13 protein-coding genes are annotated in these 16,244 nt (G+C 65.8%); 10 read left to right on the plus strand and 3 right to left on the minus strand.

The window, feature by feature from the left end; all coding sequences use genetic code 11:
• Positions 1-30 precede the first annotated feature (30 nt).
• The 10 genes from AC3WUT_RS21135 to AC3WUT_RS21180 all read left to right on the plus strand — a co-directional run bounded on the left by AC3WUT_RS21135 (position 31) and on the right by AC3WUT_RS21180 (position 11,102).
• The gene (locus tag AC3WUT_RS21135; RefSeq protein ID WP_492349059.1) at positions 31-1,302 is read left to right on the plus strand and encodes an amidohydrolase family protein; all 1,272 of its coding nucleotides are present in this window, start codon (positions 31-33) and stop codon (positions 1,300-1,302) included.
• Positions 1,303-1,509: 207 nt separating this feature from the next.
• On the plus strand, positions 1,510-2,583 hold the full coding sequence (locus tag AC3WUT_RS21140) for a methyl-accepting chemotaxis protein (RefSeq protein ID WP_492349060.1): 1,074 nt from the start codon (positions 1,510-1,512) through the stop codon (positions 2,581-2,583).
• A 28-nt stretch (positions 2,584-2,611) separates the two neighbouring features.
• Entirely contained in the window at positions 2,612-2,980 is a 369-nt protein-coding gene (locus AC3WUT_RS21145) for a response regulator (protein ID WP_492349061.1), read from the plus strand.
• A gap of 11 nt (positions 2,981-2,991) precedes the next feature.
• On the plus strand, positions 2,992-3,297 hold the full coding sequence (locus AC3WUT_RS21150) for an STAS domain-containing protein (RefSeq protein WP_492349062.1): 306 nt from the start codon (positions 2,992-2,994) through the stop codon (positions 3,295-3,297).
• Positions 3,294-5,567, plus strand: a complete 2,274-nt coding sequence (locus AC3WUT_RS21155; protein WP_492349063.1) for a chemotaxis protein CheA — start codon at positions 3,294-3,296, stop codon at positions 5,565-5,567. The genes AC3WUT_RS21150 and AC3WUT_RS21155 overlap by 4 nt, the downstream gene beginning before the upstream one ends.
• Entirely contained in the window at positions 5,564-8,095 is a 2,532-nt protein-coding gene (locus AC3WUT_RS21160) for a methyl-accepting chemotaxis protein (RefSeq protein ID WP_492349064.1), read from the plus strand. The genes AC3WUT_RS21155 and AC3WUT_RS21160 overlap by 4 nt, the downstream gene beginning before the upstream one ends.
• Before the next feature lie 27 nt (positions 8,096-8,122).
• Positions 8,123-8,650, plus strand: a complete 528-nt coding sequence (locus AC3WUT_RS21165; RefSeq protein WP_492349065.1) for a chemotaxis protein CheW — start codon at positions 8,123-8,125, stop codon at positions 8,648-8,650.
• 9 nt (positions 8,651-8,659) lie between these two features.
• Positions 8,660-9,472 (plus strand): CheR family methyltransferase, encoded by an 813-nt coding sequence (locus AC3WUT_RS21170; protein WP_492349066.1) that lies wholly within the window; start codon positions 8,660-8,662, stop codon positions 9,470-9,472.
• A gap of 7 nt (positions 9,473-9,479) precedes the next feature.
• Positions 9,480-10,025: a chemotaxis protein CheD gene (locus tag AC3WUT_RS21175; RefSeq protein ID WP_492349067.1), complete on the plus strand. Its 546-nt coding sequence runs from the start codon at positions 9,480-9,482 to the stop codon at positions 10,023-10,025.
• Between the two features lie 18 nt (positions 10,026-10,043).
• Complete coding sequence (locus AC3WUT_RS21180; protein WP_492349068.1) at positions 10,044-11,102, plus strand: protein-glutamate methylesterase/protein-glutamine glutaminase; 1,059 nt, start codon at positions 10,044-10,046, stop codon at positions 11,100-11,102.
• 46 nt (positions 11,103-11,148) lie between these two features.
• On the opposite strand, the gene AC3WUT_RS21185 is transcribed toward AC3WUT_RS21180, so the two are convergent.
• The 3 genes from AC3WUT_RS21185 to AC3WUT_RS21195 are packed head-to-tail and all read right to left on the minus strand — an operon-like array spanning position 11,149 to position 16,123.
• Positions 11,149-12,390, minus strand: coding sequence for a cystathionine gamma-synthase family protein (locus AC3WUT_RS21185; protein ID WP_492349069.1), 1,242 nt, complete (start codon positions 12,388-12,390; stop codon positions 11,149-11,151).
• Between the two features lie 36 nt (positions 12,391-12,426).
• A complete protein-coding gene (gene sbcB / locus AC3WUT_RS21190) occupies positions 12,427-13,869 on the minus strand; it encodes an exodeoxyribonuclease I (RefSeq protein ID WP_492349070.1) in 1,443 nt (480 codons plus the stop codon).
• Positions 13,870-13,906: 37 nt separating this feature from the next.
• Positions 13,907-16,123, minus strand: coding sequence for a hypothetical protein (locus AC3WUT_RS21195; protein WP_492349071.1), 2,217 nt, complete (start codon positions 16,121-16,123; stop codon positions 13,907-13,909).
• Positions 16,124-16,244 lie beyond the last annotated feature (121 nt).

Genomic DNA, 16,244 nt, shown 5'->3' on the forward strand with positions numbered 1-16,244 from the left:
AGCGCCGAGCCTGCCCCACCGAGACTGCCCATGCTTGACCTTCTGATCCAACACGTGAACCTGCCCGACGGCCGACGAGACCAATCGGTGGCGGTGCAGAACGGCCGCATTGTCGAAGTGGCCGCGGGCCTGCAGGCCCCCGCCCATGAGACGCTGGACGGCCAGGGCCGGTTGCTGAGCCCGCCTTTTGTCGACGCCCACTTCCACATGGACTCCACCCTCAGTTACGGCCTGCCGCGCATCAACCAGAGCGGCACGCTGCTGGAGGGCATCGCGCTCTGGGGTGAACTCAAGCCTCAGCTGACCCATGACGCCATCGTGCAGCGGGCCCTGAGCTATTGCGACTGGGCTGTGGCCAAGGGCCTGCTGGCAATCCGCTCGCATGTGGATGTCTGCGATGACCGACTGCTGGCCGTGCAAGCGCTGCTGGAGGTGAAAAAGACCGTGGCGCCCTACCTCGACCTGCAATTGGTGGCCTTCCCGCAGGACGGCGTGCTGCGCTCGCCCAACGCCTTGAACAACCTGAAGCGTGCCTTGGACCTCGGGGTTGAGGTGGTGGGCGGTATTCCGCACTTCGAGCGCACCATGGCGCACGGCGCCGACAGTGTGAAGCTGCTGTGCGAGCTGGCCGCAGAACGTGGCCTGCTGGTCGACATGCATTGCGACGAATCGGATGACCCGCTGTCACGCCATGTGGAGACCCTGGCCTGTGAAACGCATCGACTGGGCCTGCACGGCCGGGTCACGGGCTCGCACCTGACCTCCATGCACAGCATGGACAACTACTACGTCAGCAAGCTGCTGGCCCTGATGGCCGAGGCCCAATTGGGCGTGGTGGCCAACCCGCTGATCAACATCACCCTGCAAGGGCGCCACGACAGCTACCCCAAACGCCGCGGCATGACCCGGGTGCCCGAACAGCTGGCGGCGGGCCTGACCGTGGCCTTTGGCCACGACTGCGTGATGGACCCCTGGTACAGCCTGGGCTCGGGCGACATGCTCGAGGTGGCCAGCATGGGCTTGCACGTGGCCCAGATGACCAGCCAGGCGGCCATGCGCCAGTGCTTTGAAGCCGTCACCACGGCGCCAGCCCGCCTGCTGCACCTGGAGGACTACGGCCTCGCCGCAGGCTGCCATGCCGATTTTGTGCTGCTGGATGCCACCGACCCCGTCGAAGCCCTGCGGCTGCGCCCCCCCCGCCTGCGCGTCTATCGCCGTGGCCGCTGCATTGCGCAGGCCCAACCGGCGATCAGTCAGTTGCAACTGGCAGGTCGACCTGCCCAGGTCTCCGGCCTTCTTTAACGATCACTTCAATCAATTAAATTCGATTACCGGGCCGTTTTGTGCCCCTTTGACATTCATTAAATAGCATTTAAGACAATTTGATCCTGCATTATTGACATTACTTGGGTTGATCTGCGAAGATGCTACCCAATGTCCAATAAATCAAATCAATTTGATCAAAGAAGCCATTTCGCAACCAACGGCTTGCGGCGGCATCTGTGGATCATGGCAATCTGCCTGAGCGCCAGTGCATTGTGGCTCTACGGCATGGTGGCGGGTCAGGCGTGGCCCACTTGGCTGGGCGGCATCAGCTTGCTCGCCCTCACCCTGGGGCAAGAGGCCTGGCAGCGGTACCTGGCCCGCGCAGGCAAGCCCTCCAACCCGGCGCAGCAAACGGCGGCCAGCCTCAGCCAGCGCCTGACGCAAGCCACCGAACGATGGACCGTGCACGTGCACAGTGCCCAGTCGCAAATGCGCCAGGGTACCGATGAGCTGCTGCAGGGCTTTGTGTCCATCCTGGATCAGTTGGATCGCATCACCCAGCACCCCGACATCAGCGCCCCCGGGCAGCAGTTTGAAACCCTCGGCCAATGCGAAGCTGAACTGCATGCGCTTATCCAGCACTTCAGTGTCTTTGTGGCCTCACGCGACCGCATGCTGGCCACGGTGCTGACGCTGAACACGACTTCGGCCGGCCTGCGCGGCATGGCCGATGATGTGGCCCTGATCGCCCGCCAGACCGGCCTTTTGTCGGTCAACGCGGCCATTGAGGCCGCCCGCGCGGGCCCCTCCGGACGCGGCTTTGCTGTGGTGGCGGCCGAGGTGCGGCGCCTGTCCAACGCCTCGGGCGACACCGGCAAGCGCATCGGCGACCAAGTCCAGGCATTCGGCGAGCAAGTGCAACGCACGCTCGACGAAACCGCCAGCAGCACCGAGGCTGACGCGCACCTGGTCCACCGCTCGCAAAACACCATCGAATCGGTGCTGCAGCGTGTGAAGAGCACGGTGGACCTGCTCAGTCAGCGCGCCAGCGAGCTGGACGCCAGCAGCCTGGCGGTGCGTGGCCTGGTGGAACAGATGATGGTCTCGTTCCAGTTTCAGGACCGCGTGAATCAGATCCTGGACCAGGTGATGCAGTCCATGCACAGCGTGAACGAGCGACTGACCCAGGCCGCGACACAGGGCGACTGGCCCGATGACGCCGAATGGGAAGCCCTGTTGAGCGCAGGCTACACCACCGTCGAACAGCACCAGTTGCAGCTGGACCGTGCAGGCGCAGGCGACGCCACCTACTTCTGACCCCACCTCATTTCATCCCGAGACCCGCATGAGCAAGACCATCCTGATCGTCGACGATTCATCCTCCCTGCGCCAGGTCGTGAACCTGACCCTGACCCGAGCCGGCTACCAGGTACTGGAAGCCGTGGACGGTGAAGACGCCCTGCGCCAGCTCGACGGCCGCAAGATCAATCTGATCGTCAGCGACGTGAATATGCCCCGCATGGACGGCATCACCTTCCTGACCCGTGTCAAACAACTCCCACGCTACAAGTTCACCCCTGTGGTGATGCTGACCACCGAAGGCCAGGCTGAAAAGAAGGAACAAGGCCGCGCCGCCGGCGCCAAGGCCTGGATTGTCAAGCCCTTCAGCCCTCAGGTGCTGCTGGACGCCACCGCCAAGCTGGCGTTGGCTTGAGGAGCCACCGCATGAGCACGGCCTTCGAACTCCCGCCAGAGTTGACCATCTACACCGCCGACAGCACCCGCCAGGCGCTGCTGAGCTGGCTGCAGGCCCGCCCAACGCAAGCCGCCAGCCTGGTCAGCCTGCAGGCGGCGCAGGTCGAAGAGGTCGACAGCGCCGGTCTGCAGGTTCTGGCCGCGCTGGCCAACACCCTGGCCGAGCAGGGCCAGACCCTGGAGCTGCTGCAGCCCAGTGCCCACCTGCGCGCCGGCCTGAGCGACCTCGGCGCCACGGGCTGGTTCCGGCTCGTTCCGCAGGAGATGCCCGCATGAGCACGAACGACGACGATTTCGACTTTCTGGCCGCTGCGCTGCCGGCCTTCATCAGCGAGGCGCGCGAGCAGGTCAGCCAGATCGAGCACCTGCTGCTGGAACTGGAAGAAGCACCCAGCGACCGAGAGAGACTGGACGCCCTCTTTCGCTGCGCCCACACCGTCAAGGGCTCGGCGGGCTTGTTCGGCCTGGAGCAGGTGGTTGACTTCACCCACCACATCGAAACCCTGCTCGACCAGTTGCGCGAAGGCCGCCTGCAACTGACCGCCGCCCTGAGTTCACTGCTGCTGGCCTGCAGCGACCAGGTGCTGGCCTTGGTGAACCAGGCTGCGGGCGAAGCCACCGACGATGGCGAACAACGGGCCCGCCGCGAGGCCCTGGTTCAGCAATTGCAGGCCGCCCTGGTCATCGCCGAGCCATCAAAGCCATCGCCCGATGAGCGGGTAGCCAGCGCACCTGGCCCCGGCGCCGCGCCAGCGGCCCGACCGGGCCGCTGGGTCCTGGTGGCCCGATTCGGGCGTGACTGCCTGCGCAATGGCATGGACCCGCTCAATGTCCTGCGCTATCTGGCTAGCCGTTCCGACATCCTGCAGGCGCACAGCGAGCGCAGCGCCATTCCGACGCTGGAATTGCTCGAACCCGAAAGCTGCTATCTGAACTGCACCATCACCCTGCGCTCGGAACAGCCTCAAGCGGCCATTGATGACGCCTTCAGCTTCATCCGCGACGATTGCGAACTGCAGCTCACCCCGCCCGAACTCGGCCTCCAGCGCACCCTGGACCAGCTTGAGACGCTGCCGGACCACCCTCGCCTGGGCGAGCTGCTGGTGGGTGCCGGTGCCGTCAGCGAAAGCCAACTGGCCCACGGTCTGGCATTGCAGGCCGAGGTGCGCCAGCGGGAGAGCGAAGCGGACGCACCGCGCCTGGGTGAAATCCTGAGCGACCATGCGGGCGTCCCCCCTGAGGTGGTGCACGCCGCCGTGCAAAAGCAGCAACGCCCACGCGATCCGGCGCATGAGGAACAGCGCTACCTGCGCATTCCGGCCGACCGACTCGACGCGGTGATCAACCTGCTCGGTGAACTGGTCACGGCTGCCGCGGGTGCAGGGCTGCTGGCGGTTGAAACCCAGCACCCGGCCCTGGTCGAGGCCCACCAACTCATGGGCCATCTGATCCAGGACATCCGAGACAATGCCTTGCAATTGCGCATGGTGCCCATCGGTGGCACCTTCAACCGCTTCCGCCGCGTGGTACGGGACACCGCCGCCGAATTGGGCAAGGACGTGCTGCTCGAAATCGAGGGCGGCGACACCGAACTCGACAAAGCCGTGGTCGAGAAGATTGCCGACCCCTTGATGCACCTGGTGCGCAACAGCCTGGACCATGGCCTGGAGCCGGCGGCCGAACGTGCCCGCCAGGCCAAGCCCCCCCAGGGACGCCTGACGCTGAGCGCACGCCATGACAGCGGCAGCATCCTGATCAGCATCCGTGACGATGGCCGGGGCATCGATCGCCAGCGCGTGCTGCAGCGGGGCCGGGAGCGGGGTCTGGTCGAGGCGGGCAGCGAGCCGACCGATGCCGAGATCCTGCAGCTGATTTTCGAACCCGGCTTTTCAACGGCTGAACAAGTCACCAACCTGTCGGGCCGCGGCGTGGGCATGGACGTGGTGCGCCAGAACATCGAAGCCCTTCGGGGCAACGTGACGGTGTACAGCGAAGAAGGCCAGGGCACCGACATCGAGATCCGACTGCCACTGACCTTGGCCATCATCGATGGCTTTCTGATCCGCGTCGCCGCTTCGCGCTTCGTGCTGCCGCTGGATTCGGTGGTTGAGGTGGTGGAAAGCCACGCCGCCGAGCCTGAAGCAACCGAGCGCGGCAGCCGCTACTGCATGCCGTTGCGCGGCGAACTGCTGCCCGTGCTGCGCCTTCGCACGCTGTACGAACTGAACGAACTGAACGCCCCGCCGACCACGCGAGTCAGCATCGTGGTGGTCAAGGCCGGCCCGCACCGCTTCGGCCTTGAAGTCGACCAACTGCTGGGCCAGTACCAGACCGTGATCAAGCCTCTGAGCCGCCTGTTCCAGCGCCTGCGTGGCATCTCGGGCTCGTCCATCCTGGGCAGCGGTGAGGTGGCCCTGATCCTGGACACCCTGGCCCTCAACGCCCTGGCCACCCAACCCGAACACAGCCTGCGCACTGCGGGCAGCCGCGAGCCTGGCCCCGCCCATCCTCAAACATCCATCTCCATCGAAGGACCCGCCACATGAGCACCTACCAACCCACCCTGATGACCCGCCTGTTCAGTGGTGCCCAATTCGAGCAGCTCAGTACCGCCCTGGCGGCACAAGATCTGGCCCGCCAGGCCGCTGAGGCCGAGCTGGCAGAAACCCGCGCCCGCCTGAAGGATGTGGAGGCCGAGCTCAAGGTGCGATGCAACATCATGGACCTGACCAGCATCGTTTCCGAAGCCGATCTGAAGGGCGACATCCTCAGCATCAACGACAAGTTCACCGAAGTCTCGGGTTACAGCCGCAGCGAACTGATTGGCGCGCCACACAACACCACGCGCCACCCCGACATGCCCAAGGAGACCTTCAAACAGCTGTGGTCGACCATCGGCCGCGGCAACCTGTTCCGCGGCGTGATCAAGAACCGCGCCAAGGACGGCACACCGTACTACGTGGACGCCGTGGTGGCGCCGATCATGGGCGACAACGGCAAGCCCCGCAAATACCTGGGCGTGCGCTACGACATCACCCAGTCGGAGATCGAGCGCCACAACGCCATGGGGGTGCTGGGGGCCATCGACAGCGCCTACGCATACATCGAATACGACCTGGGCGGCCACGTGCTGCACGCCAATGCCCGCTTCCTGAGCACCCTGGGCTACCGCCAGGATGAAATCGCCGGCCAGCACCATCGCATCTTTGTTGAAGACGGCCAGGGCCGGGCCCAGCAACACGAGCAATTCTGGCGTGACCTGAATGCCGGCCTGCACCAATCCGATGTGTACAAGCACCTCACCAAGACCGGCGAAGAGGTCTGGCTGCAGGCCGTCTACGCCCCCGTCAAGGACGAGATGGGCCGGGTGGTCAAGATCGTCAACATTGCCACCGACGTGACCGCGCAACGCCTGCAAGCCGCCGACTACGAAGGCCAGATCCTGGCCGTGGGCAAATCGCAGGCCGTGATCGAGTTCGACATGGCGGGCAACATCCTGGGCGCCAACGAGAACTTCCTGCACACCATGGGCTACACCTCGGCCGAGCTGAAAAACCAGCACCACAGCCTGTTCATCGCGCCCGAAATGCGCCTGAGCCCCGAGTACCGCCTGTTCTGGGACAAACTGGGCCGCGGCGACTACGACGCCGGCCTGCACAAAGGCCTGGCCAAGGGCGGCCGCGAGGTGTGGCTGCAGTCCTCCTACAACCCCATCCTGGATTTGAATGGGCGCCCGTACAAGGTGGTGCTGTACGCCACCGACACCACCGAACAGGTGAATGCCGCCCGCATGCTGAGCCGTGCGGTCGAGGAAGCCCAGGAGGTGACTTCTGCAGCCCGGGCCGGCGATCTGTCGCAGCGCATTCCCCTGGCCGGCAAGCAGGGGCCGATCGCGGTGCTGTGCGAGGGCGTGAACTCGCTGATGGAAACCACCAATGTGATCTTCGAAGACGTGAGCCGGACCTTCGGCGGGCTGGCAGCCGGCAACCTGTCGCAGCGCATCGAGCGCGACTACACGGGCCTGTTCGGCCAGGTGAAGGATGACGCCAACGCCACCTGCGAAAAGCTGGGCCAGATCATCGAGGATGTGGGCCGCGTGCTCAGCGGCATGGCCAACGGCGATCTGACCCAGCGCATCGAACGTGATGCCGAAGGCACCTTCAATCAACTCAAGGACGATGCCAATGCCACCTGCGAAAAACTGGCCGGCATCATCGAAGAGGTGCGCACCGCCGCCCAGGCCCTGGGTGGTGCAGCCGGCCAGGTGAGTGCCACGGCCCAGTCGCTGTCGCAGGCCGCCAGCGAACAGGCGGCGTCAGTGGAAGAAACCACGGCCTCGATCGAACAGATGTCGGCCTCCATTGCGCAAAACAGCGACAACGCCAAGGTGACCGACTCGATGGCCACCAAGACCTCGGGCGAGGCCGAGGAAGGGGGCCACGCGGTGGTCGACACCGTCAAGGCCATGAAGCAGATCGCATCCAAGATCGGCATCATCGACGACATCGCCTACCAGACCAACCTGTTGGCCTTGAACGCTGCCATCGAGGCCGCCCGCGCTGGCGAACACGGCAAGGGCTTCGCCGTGGTGGCCGCCGAAGTGCGCAAACTGGCCGAGCGCAGCCAGGAGGCCGCCAAAGAGATCGGCGATCTGGCTGGCAACAGCGTGTCCACCGCCGAACATGCCGGCAAGCTGCTGGACGCGATCGTGCCCTCGATCAAGCGCACCTCGGACCTGGTGCAGGAGATCACGGCTGCATCCGAGGAACAAAGCACCACCGTCAATCAGATCGGCAGTGCCATGAACCAGCTCAGCAAGGCCACGCAGCAAAACGCCTCGGCCTCGGAAGAGCTGGCCGCCACCTCGGAGGAGCTGTCCGGCCAGGCCGAGCAGTTGCAAGACGTGATCAGCTTCTTCAACGTGGGCGAGCCCGAGGTCGCCGCAATGCCGGTGCGACGCCCGGAGCTGGAGAACCCCAAGCGCCGCCGCCTGAGCGACGCCGCGGCCATGCCCCGCCTGGGCAGCCCCGCGCTGCGCAGTGGGAGCACCGAAGCGAATTTTCGGCCTTACTGATCGCCGCTCTACCCCCAAAGGCCACTCATGAGTATTCGCCAAGCCTCCAGCCGCACCGAAGCGGCGCCGCCGGCCGCTACCGCCCAGTTTTTGACGTTTGTCCTGGGCGACGAGCTCTACGCCATGGACATCCGCACGGTGCGCGAGATCATCCAGCCGGTGGCCATGACCCCAGTGCCGCTGATGCCCGTGTTCGTGCGCGGCGTGATCAACCTGCGTGGCGCCGTGGTGCCCGTGATCGATCTGCAGGCTCGCCTGGGCAAGGCACCCGCCACCCTGGGCAAAAAGACCTGCATCGTGATCTTTCAGACCGCCTTCGAGGCCGGCACCATCGAGCTGGGCCTGCAGGTGGACTCGGTCAACGAGGTGATCGACATCCCGGCGCACGACATCGAGCCGCCGCCCCCCTTCGGTAGCTCGATCGAACGCGAATTCATCCGAGGCATGGGCAAGGTGGCGGGCCGCTTCCTGATCATCCTGGAGCCTGACAAGGCCCTGGACATCGATGCCATGGCCAGTCTGGCCCCGGCGGCATCACCCGCCCTGCGTCACTGAGCATCGAACATGCCCCAACTCAGCGATGCCAGTTTCAAGCGCATCAGCGCGCTGCTGCATGACAGCATCGGCCTGTCTTTTCCGGAGCACAAGAAAGCCCTGGTGTCCTCACGGCTGGCCACGCGACTGCAGCGCCTGGGCCTGGCCGGATTCGACGACTATGCCGACCTGCTGGACAACCCCGAGGAGGGAGCAGAGTTCCAGATGGCGGTCGATCTGTTGACGACCAACGAGACCTACTTCTTCCGCGAGCCCTTGCACTTTGAACTGCTGTACAAGCAATTGCTGACCCGGCCACCGAAAGGGCCGCTGGCGATCTGGAGCGCCGCCTCTTCGTTCGGAGACGAGGCTTTCAGCCTGGCCATGCTGCTCAGCGAGATGCAGACCAGTGGGCAGTTGCCGGTCAACTGGTCGATCACAGCCAGCGACATCAGTCACAGGGTGCTTTGCGCGGCGCGTGACGCCATCTACCCGGCGGAGCGACTGCGCTTTGTCAGCCCCGAGCGCCTACGCCGCCATTGCCTGCGAGGTGAAGGCCCGGCCGAAGGTCAGGTGCTGATGAAGCCGGCGTTGCGGGCACATGTGCAGTTTGGTCAGTTGAACCTGACCCACCGCTTTTCGGGCCTGGGCCCCTTCGACGCCGTGTTCCTGCGCAACGTGCTGATCTACTTCGACGCGGCCACCAAACAGACGGTTGTTGATCGAGTGCTGGGCACACTGAAGCCGGGAGGCCTCTTCTTTGTCGGCACGGCCGAGGGGCGCCCCCCTTGTCGCACCCCATTGCAGGTCTTGGCACCCGGCGTCTTCCGCAAGCCATCCTGAAGCCAGCATGACCGACACAACACCTGCTGTGCCGGGGCCTGGCGCTCCCGCATCGATCCATGGCATTGCCGGGCCTCAGCAGCCCCCGCGCCTCCAGTGGCTGCATCCCGGTGACGTGGCCATGGCCGAGCGAGGCGAGCGGCTGGACACCCTGCTGGGCTCCTGCGTGGCCGTGCTGCTGTGCGATCCGCAGCGCACCGTGGGCGTGATGTGCCACATCGTGCACGCCGTCAACCGGCGCGGTGCCCACCCCGGGGACACCCGCTACGGCCCCGCGGCCCTGGAGCGCATGTTCGAGCTGATGACGGCCAAGGGGTATGCCGCCGCCAAATGCCAGGCCTGGCTGTGCGGCGGCGGCAACATGTTTCCACAGCAGGTCAGCGAAAAGCCGATCGGCGAAGCCAACGTGCTGTGGGTGCGCGAGCAATTGCACCGACTGGGCATGCGTGTGGTCGGGGAGTCGGTGGGCGGGCCGCTTTACCGCAAAGTGACCTGGACGGTGGGCAGCCTGGCACCGGACATCGAGGTGATGCCGGTCCAGGTGACCGAATGACAAGACAAGGAGGCCCGCATGACGGCACCCATCAAAGTATTTCTGATCGACGACTCGGCCGTGATGCGGCAGACCATGGCGTACCTGCTCAAGGATGTGCAGGGCATCGAGTGGCTGGGCAGTGCGCCCAATCCATTGATAGCGCAGCGCAGCCTGCAGCAACGCCGCCCCGACGTGATCCTGCTGGACATCGAGATGCCCGGCATGGATGGACTGACCTTTTTGCGCCGCCAGATGGCCAGCGACCCGATCCCGACCGTGATCTGCTCCAGCCTCAGCCAGCAAGGCAGCAAGGTGGCCCTGGAGGCCCTGGCCGCAGGAGCCCTGTCGGTGGTGGCCAAGCCCCGCCTCGGCCTGAAGCAGTTTCTGGAGACCTCACGCACCGAGTTGATCCAGGCTCTGTTGGAGGCCTCTCGGGCCCGGCCCCGGATGCGCACCCTGCCGCGCCCCGTCGAGGCCGAGGCGAAGAGCGCGGTCGCCAGCCCCGGCCTGCATGCCTTCGCGGTCAACAAGCCGGTGGTGATCGGCAGCTCAACCGGTGGCACCCAGGCGCTGGAGCAAATCCTGACCGCCCTGCCCTCGGATGCTCCGGGCATCGCCATCACCCAGCACATGCCTGAGAAATTCACGGCCATGTATGCCGAGCGCATGAACCAAAGCTGCGCCATGAGCGTGCGCGAAGCCCGTGACGGCGACCGCCTGGAGCGCGGGCTGGTGCTGATCGCCCCGGGCGGACGCCATCTGCACCTGCGCAAGGCCGCCGGTCAGTACTATGCCGTCGTCAGCGACGGGCCCGCAGTCAACCGCCATCGCCCCTCGGTGGACGTGCTGTTCAAGTCGACGGCGGAATGCGCCGGTCGTGACGCCCTGGGCCTGCTGTTGACCGGCATGGGAGATGATGGCGCGCGAGGCCTGAAGCGCATGCACGACGCGGGGGCCCGCACCATCGCCCAGAACGAAGCCAGTTGCGTGGTGTTTGGCATGCCCTTCGAAGCGATCAAACTGGGCGCGGCCGACGACGTGCTGCCCCTGGATCAAATGGCGGGTGCCATCCTGCAGTTCGACGCGCGCGGCTGAGTGCCGCAGACCGGCACCGGTACCTGCCAGCCTCGGCGCTGTCGCCTCAGCCCAGGGCCTGGGCGAAGTCGGCGATCAGGTCTTCGGCGTCTTCCAGGCCGATCGACAGCCGGATCATGCTGTCGGCAATGCCCATGCCGGCACGCACCTCGGCGCCGGCCTCCCAGAAAATGGTGTGTGCCACCGGGATGATCAGGGTGCGGGTGTCGGCCAGGCCGGTGGCCTTGATGGGCAGCTGCAGGCGGTTGCACAGGCCCAGGCAGTCGTCAGCGTTCTTGAGTTCGAAGGACAGCAGCCACGAACCGGCCTTGAAATGCTCACGCGCGCGCTCGTACTGCGGGTGCGACGGCAGGCCGGGGTAGAGCACACGAGCGACCGCAGGGTGCTGCTCCAGCCACTGCGCCAGGGCCAGGGCGGTGGCGCTGGTGCGGTCCATGCGCAGCGCCAGGGTCTCGGCACCGGTGGCCAGTTGGCTGGCCGCATGCGAAGACAGCGTGCCCCCCATGTCGCGCAAGCCCTTCTTGCGGATCTGCTGCAGGCCCCAGCCCTTGGCATCGCCCTTGCGGTAGGGCGGAAAGATGTTGGGGTAGCCGGCCCAATCGAACAAGCCGGTGTCGGTGACCGAACCACCAAGCGCGTTGCCGTGGCCGCCGATGCTCTTGGTCAGCGAGTGGATCACCAGGCCAGCCCCCACGCTGCGCGCCTTGAACAGGTAGGGCGAGGCCACCGTGTTGTCGACCACGTAGAGCAAGCCCTTGTCGCGGCACAGTTGGCCGATGCCGGCCAGATCGGCCACCTGGGTGCCTGGGTTGGCGATGGTCTCGACAAACACCATGCGGGTGTTGGGTTGAATGGCCGCGGCCACCTGGGCCGCGTCGGTGGCGTCCACCGTGCTGACCTGGATGCCCAGGTCGGCCAGGGTGCCGAAAATGCTGTTGGTATTGCCGAACACAAAGCGGCTGGCCACCAGGTGGTCACCCGCCTTGAGCAGCGTCAGAAAGACGCCGCAGATGGCCGCCATGCCGGTGGCAAAGCTGATGCTGCCCAGGCCTTGCTCCATCTGGGTGAGCTTGGCTTCCAGCGCAGCCGTGGTGGGCGTGCCCTGGCGGGCATAGTTGAAACCGCCCTTGGCGGTGCCCTGGAACACGGCGATCAGGTCTTCGACGCGGTCGAAACCATACTGCACCGAGTTGTGCACGGGCTTGTGCACGCCACCGTGCTCCACGTGGCCGCGGCGGTCGGCATGGACGATCTGGGTGGTGAAGCCGTTGGAGTGGGTATCGGTCATGGCAGGGGTCAAAAAACAGGGAAAACGGTGAAGCCCTCAGAACTCGGGGGCGATGTGTTCGGCGTAATCGTACAAGGCGCCCAGGATGGCTTCGCCGCGCTCATCCGCGGTCTCGGAGAGCGTATCGATCTCAGCAAACAATTGCTCCAGGGTGCGCGCCCCACCCTCACCTTCGAACAGGCGGGCGGTGCGCAACTGCTCCCAGAGCTGGGCTTCGGCGCCTGACAGCGTGGCCGGAAAATTGCGTGCCCGGTAGCGGAACAGCAGTTCACCCAGGCGTGGGTCATCAAAACCCGTGCGGCTGGTGGCCAGCTCTTCGGGCGACTGGGCGCGCAGCTGGTTCAAGCGGCGTCGGTCGGCCGGGCCGATGAAGCCGCCGTACAAATCCTGGTCCACGTCGCTGGGCTGCTCGTCCGCAGGCCGGTGGAACACGTTCTTCCACAGTTCGCTGAGGTCGGGCAGCGCCAAGGCCTTTTCCGCGTGGCGCATCGCTTGGGCCAGGTCGATGCCCCAACGCTGCGCCATCTCGGGACGCAATGTCTTGAGCTGCCCCACCACCATGGGCGACTTGTTCAAGTGCACCGATTTGACGGGCAGGCGATGCACCCCCTCGGGCAGTTCATCGCGTTTGCTGAACAGGCGCTGCCGGGCGGTGGCAGCGTCCAACATGGCCAGCTCACTGGGGTCGTGCGCCAGGTCCCAGGCCAGCAGCTCGTTCTTGTTGGTCGGGTGGGTGGCCAGGGGCCACATCACGGCCAGGCAACCCCGGTCGGCCGGGAACATGCCCGAAACGTGCAAAAACGGCTTGGCGTTTTGCGGCGAGGTGGGCAAGCCCAGCTCAGCGGCTACGCGGTCTTTCTTGTGCAGGCTGAAGCAGAAGTCGAACAGACGCGGCTGCTTGTCGCGGATCAGCCGGGCCAGCGCGATGGTGGCACGCACATCGGACAAGGCGTCGTGGGCAGCCTCGTGCTGCAGGCCATTGGCCGCGCTCAGGTGCTCCAGTTTGAAGCTCTGGCTGCCGTCTTCCTTGGTGGGCCAGACGATGCCCTCGGGGCGCAGCGCATAGGCCATGCGCACCACATCGAGCAGGTCCCAGCGGCCACAGCCGTTCTGCCATTCGCGCGCATAGGGGTCGATCAGGTTGCGCCAGAACATGAAGCGCGTGATCTCATCGTCAAAACGGATAGTGTTGTACCCCACGCCGACCGTACCCGGCTCTGAGAAGGCGGCCTCGATCTGCGCCGCGAACTGATGCTCAGGCAGGCCCTTTTCGAGGCACAGCTGTGGGGTGATGCCCGTGATCAGGCAAGACTGCGGGTCGGGCAGGTAGTCGGGCGCGGGCTGGCAATACAGCATCAGCGGCGCACCGATCTCATTGAGCTCGGCATCGGTGCGGATGGCCGCAAACTGGGCCGGGCGATCGCGCCGGGTGTTGGCGCCAAAGGTTTCGTAATCGTGCCAGAGGAAGGTGTGCGACATGGGCGCCCATTATCCTTGCTGCGCAGGGCCGTCAGGCTCAAGGGGCCAGGTCGACACTGCTGCAAGACACGGTCTGCCGCTGGCCCAGCCAACCCAGCACACACTTGTCGCCCTCACGGCGGTACGAGAACGCCACCTTGAAGCGGTTGTCACGCACCAGATCGGCCTCGGTGGGCGTGGGGTTCAGGGTCAGCGAAATGCTGTCCTGGGTCGAGCTGACGTGGTAGGGCTGGTTGAAGACGTTGCCATAGATCACCGGTGGCCCATCGGTCGGGATGCCGCGGATGCCGATCACCACCCGGCTCATGGTCCCGTACTGCCCATAGTCAAACCAGTTGTCATGGATATCGAGGAAAGCCCCGGCCTGGGTCGTGTTGGGGTAGGCGTGCATGTCGACCTGATGGTAGGCATCGCGCCCGCCGCCGGGCCGCACCAGGTTGTGGTGCACTTCATAGCGCTCGCCACTCTGCCCCGAGCCCGCGACGGCATGGCGGTTGAAATGAAACACATTGCAGGCGATGTCCGCCGAGGTGCGGCCGTTTTGCACCACCACACCGTAGCCCAGGCCGGATTTGATGTTGTGGTGGATGTGGTTGTGATGGATGCGGGCCTGGCGCGAGGCCTTGACCGACACCGCAGCCCAGGGCCAGCCGTAGATTTCTGAGTTGTCGACTTCGATGTCCAGGGCGTCCACCGCCAGTTGCAGGCCGATGGTGTTGTTGGCGGTGTTGGCCGCCTGGTAGGGCCCCTCGATGCGCAGGCCACTGATGCGGGAACCTGTGTCCAGGCTGAACACGGCCCACTCGTGCGGCTGCTCGTCTTCGTAGGCCACGCGCAGCAAGGCCCCGGGCTGCCCGTCCTGGCCGCGATCGCCAAACAAGGTCTGCCCTCGGTGCAGCACCACCGCATACTTGCGGTTGGGGATGTCGATGGTCACGCCGGCAGGCACATGGATGTAGGGCTCCAGACGATCCAGGTGCTGCTTGAGCGTGATGTAGTCGATGGCCGTGACGTAGGACACACTGGCCTGGTCCACCCCGCCGGTGCTCAGACCACCGCCGCCCAGAACGCCACAGTGGCCCGCGTCGGGGTCGGGCTGAAGCGGTGCCGGGGCCACCTCCCAGGCCAGCACGGCCAGCGCCTTTGCGCCAGCGGCGTCCAACACCAGCAATTGGGCACTGTAGCGGCCGGGCTGATCGAAGCGGGCGGTCACGGTGGCGCCCGAGACCCCCGAGACGGTCTGTGCGTCGGGCTCCAGGCTCAGCCCTGCTGGCACCGGCCCCAGCCATTGCCAGCGCAAGGCCTCGCCGTCAGGGTCGAGGGCTTGCAGCTTCAGCTCGGTGGTCTGCCCAGCGACCCCGTATTGCACAGGGGCGGTTGCCGGCTGCCAGGTCGGCGCATGGTTGTTGCCCCTGGAGCGCAAGCGCAGGTACAGCGTGTCTTGGCGGGTCTGGGCCTGCAAGCTCAGCAAATCAGGGCTGCCAGCGGGCACATCGCCAGCCGCATCCACACCGACCGCGGGCAGTTCAAGGGGTTGGTCGGCCCAGGCCGGGGCCTGCCAAGGCGTCGCCGCCAGCAACAGGCACAGCCCCCCCACAGCCAGAACCGCTGGGCCACTACGCCGCCAAGCCCACGCGGCCACCAGCGCCACGCCCAACATCAAAACCCCTTGCAGAACAGGCTGCAGCGCCGGAACGGCCTGCACCGACCCGGAGCCAGGGGCCGGCCCACTGTTGGCCTCGGACCGCAGCAGCCAGATGGCCCCGGTACCACCGCCCGTCCCCGAGTCGAGCACATCGGCCCCGGCGCTGACCCGCACCCTCACCGCCGTGGCGTCACCCAGCAAAGCCCAGGGCACGGCCAGGTCCAGCAAATCCTCCAGCCCGCCAGGGCCTGACAGGGTGCTGCTGGCCAGCACATCAATGGGCGGCGACGGCGTCACTTCGACAAAGGCGCCGGCCTGGCAGACGCTCCAACGCGCTGGCAGGGGCTCGCCCTGCGCATCCAGCGCCACCTGCAGACGGAACTCAAAACCCGAGGAACCGCCTCCTGCGCCAGCAGCAGCCTCCGTGCAGCCCCCCGTTGGCTGACCGTCACTGTCCAGGTAGAGCTGGTAAGAGACCCCCGCGGCCCCCGCCCAAGCCAGCGCAGGCTGACAGCACAGCAAGCCCAGGGCCAAGCCGGCCCAGCCCACCGTGTGGCCCAACGACACAATGCGACGCAACGCCGCCAGGAGAGAAGAAAACCAATGCATGAACCGCCCAGCCGTCATCGCCCACAAGAGGCACCTTGGCACCGCATGAGCAAGGCACCCCGAACATCCAGGCCCTGGCCTGAAAGCCGGGCAGTCTAGGAGTCGGGGGGGCGTGGCACCG

Source organism: Curvibacter sp. EU05-FHT14A10, assembly GCF_058791075.1.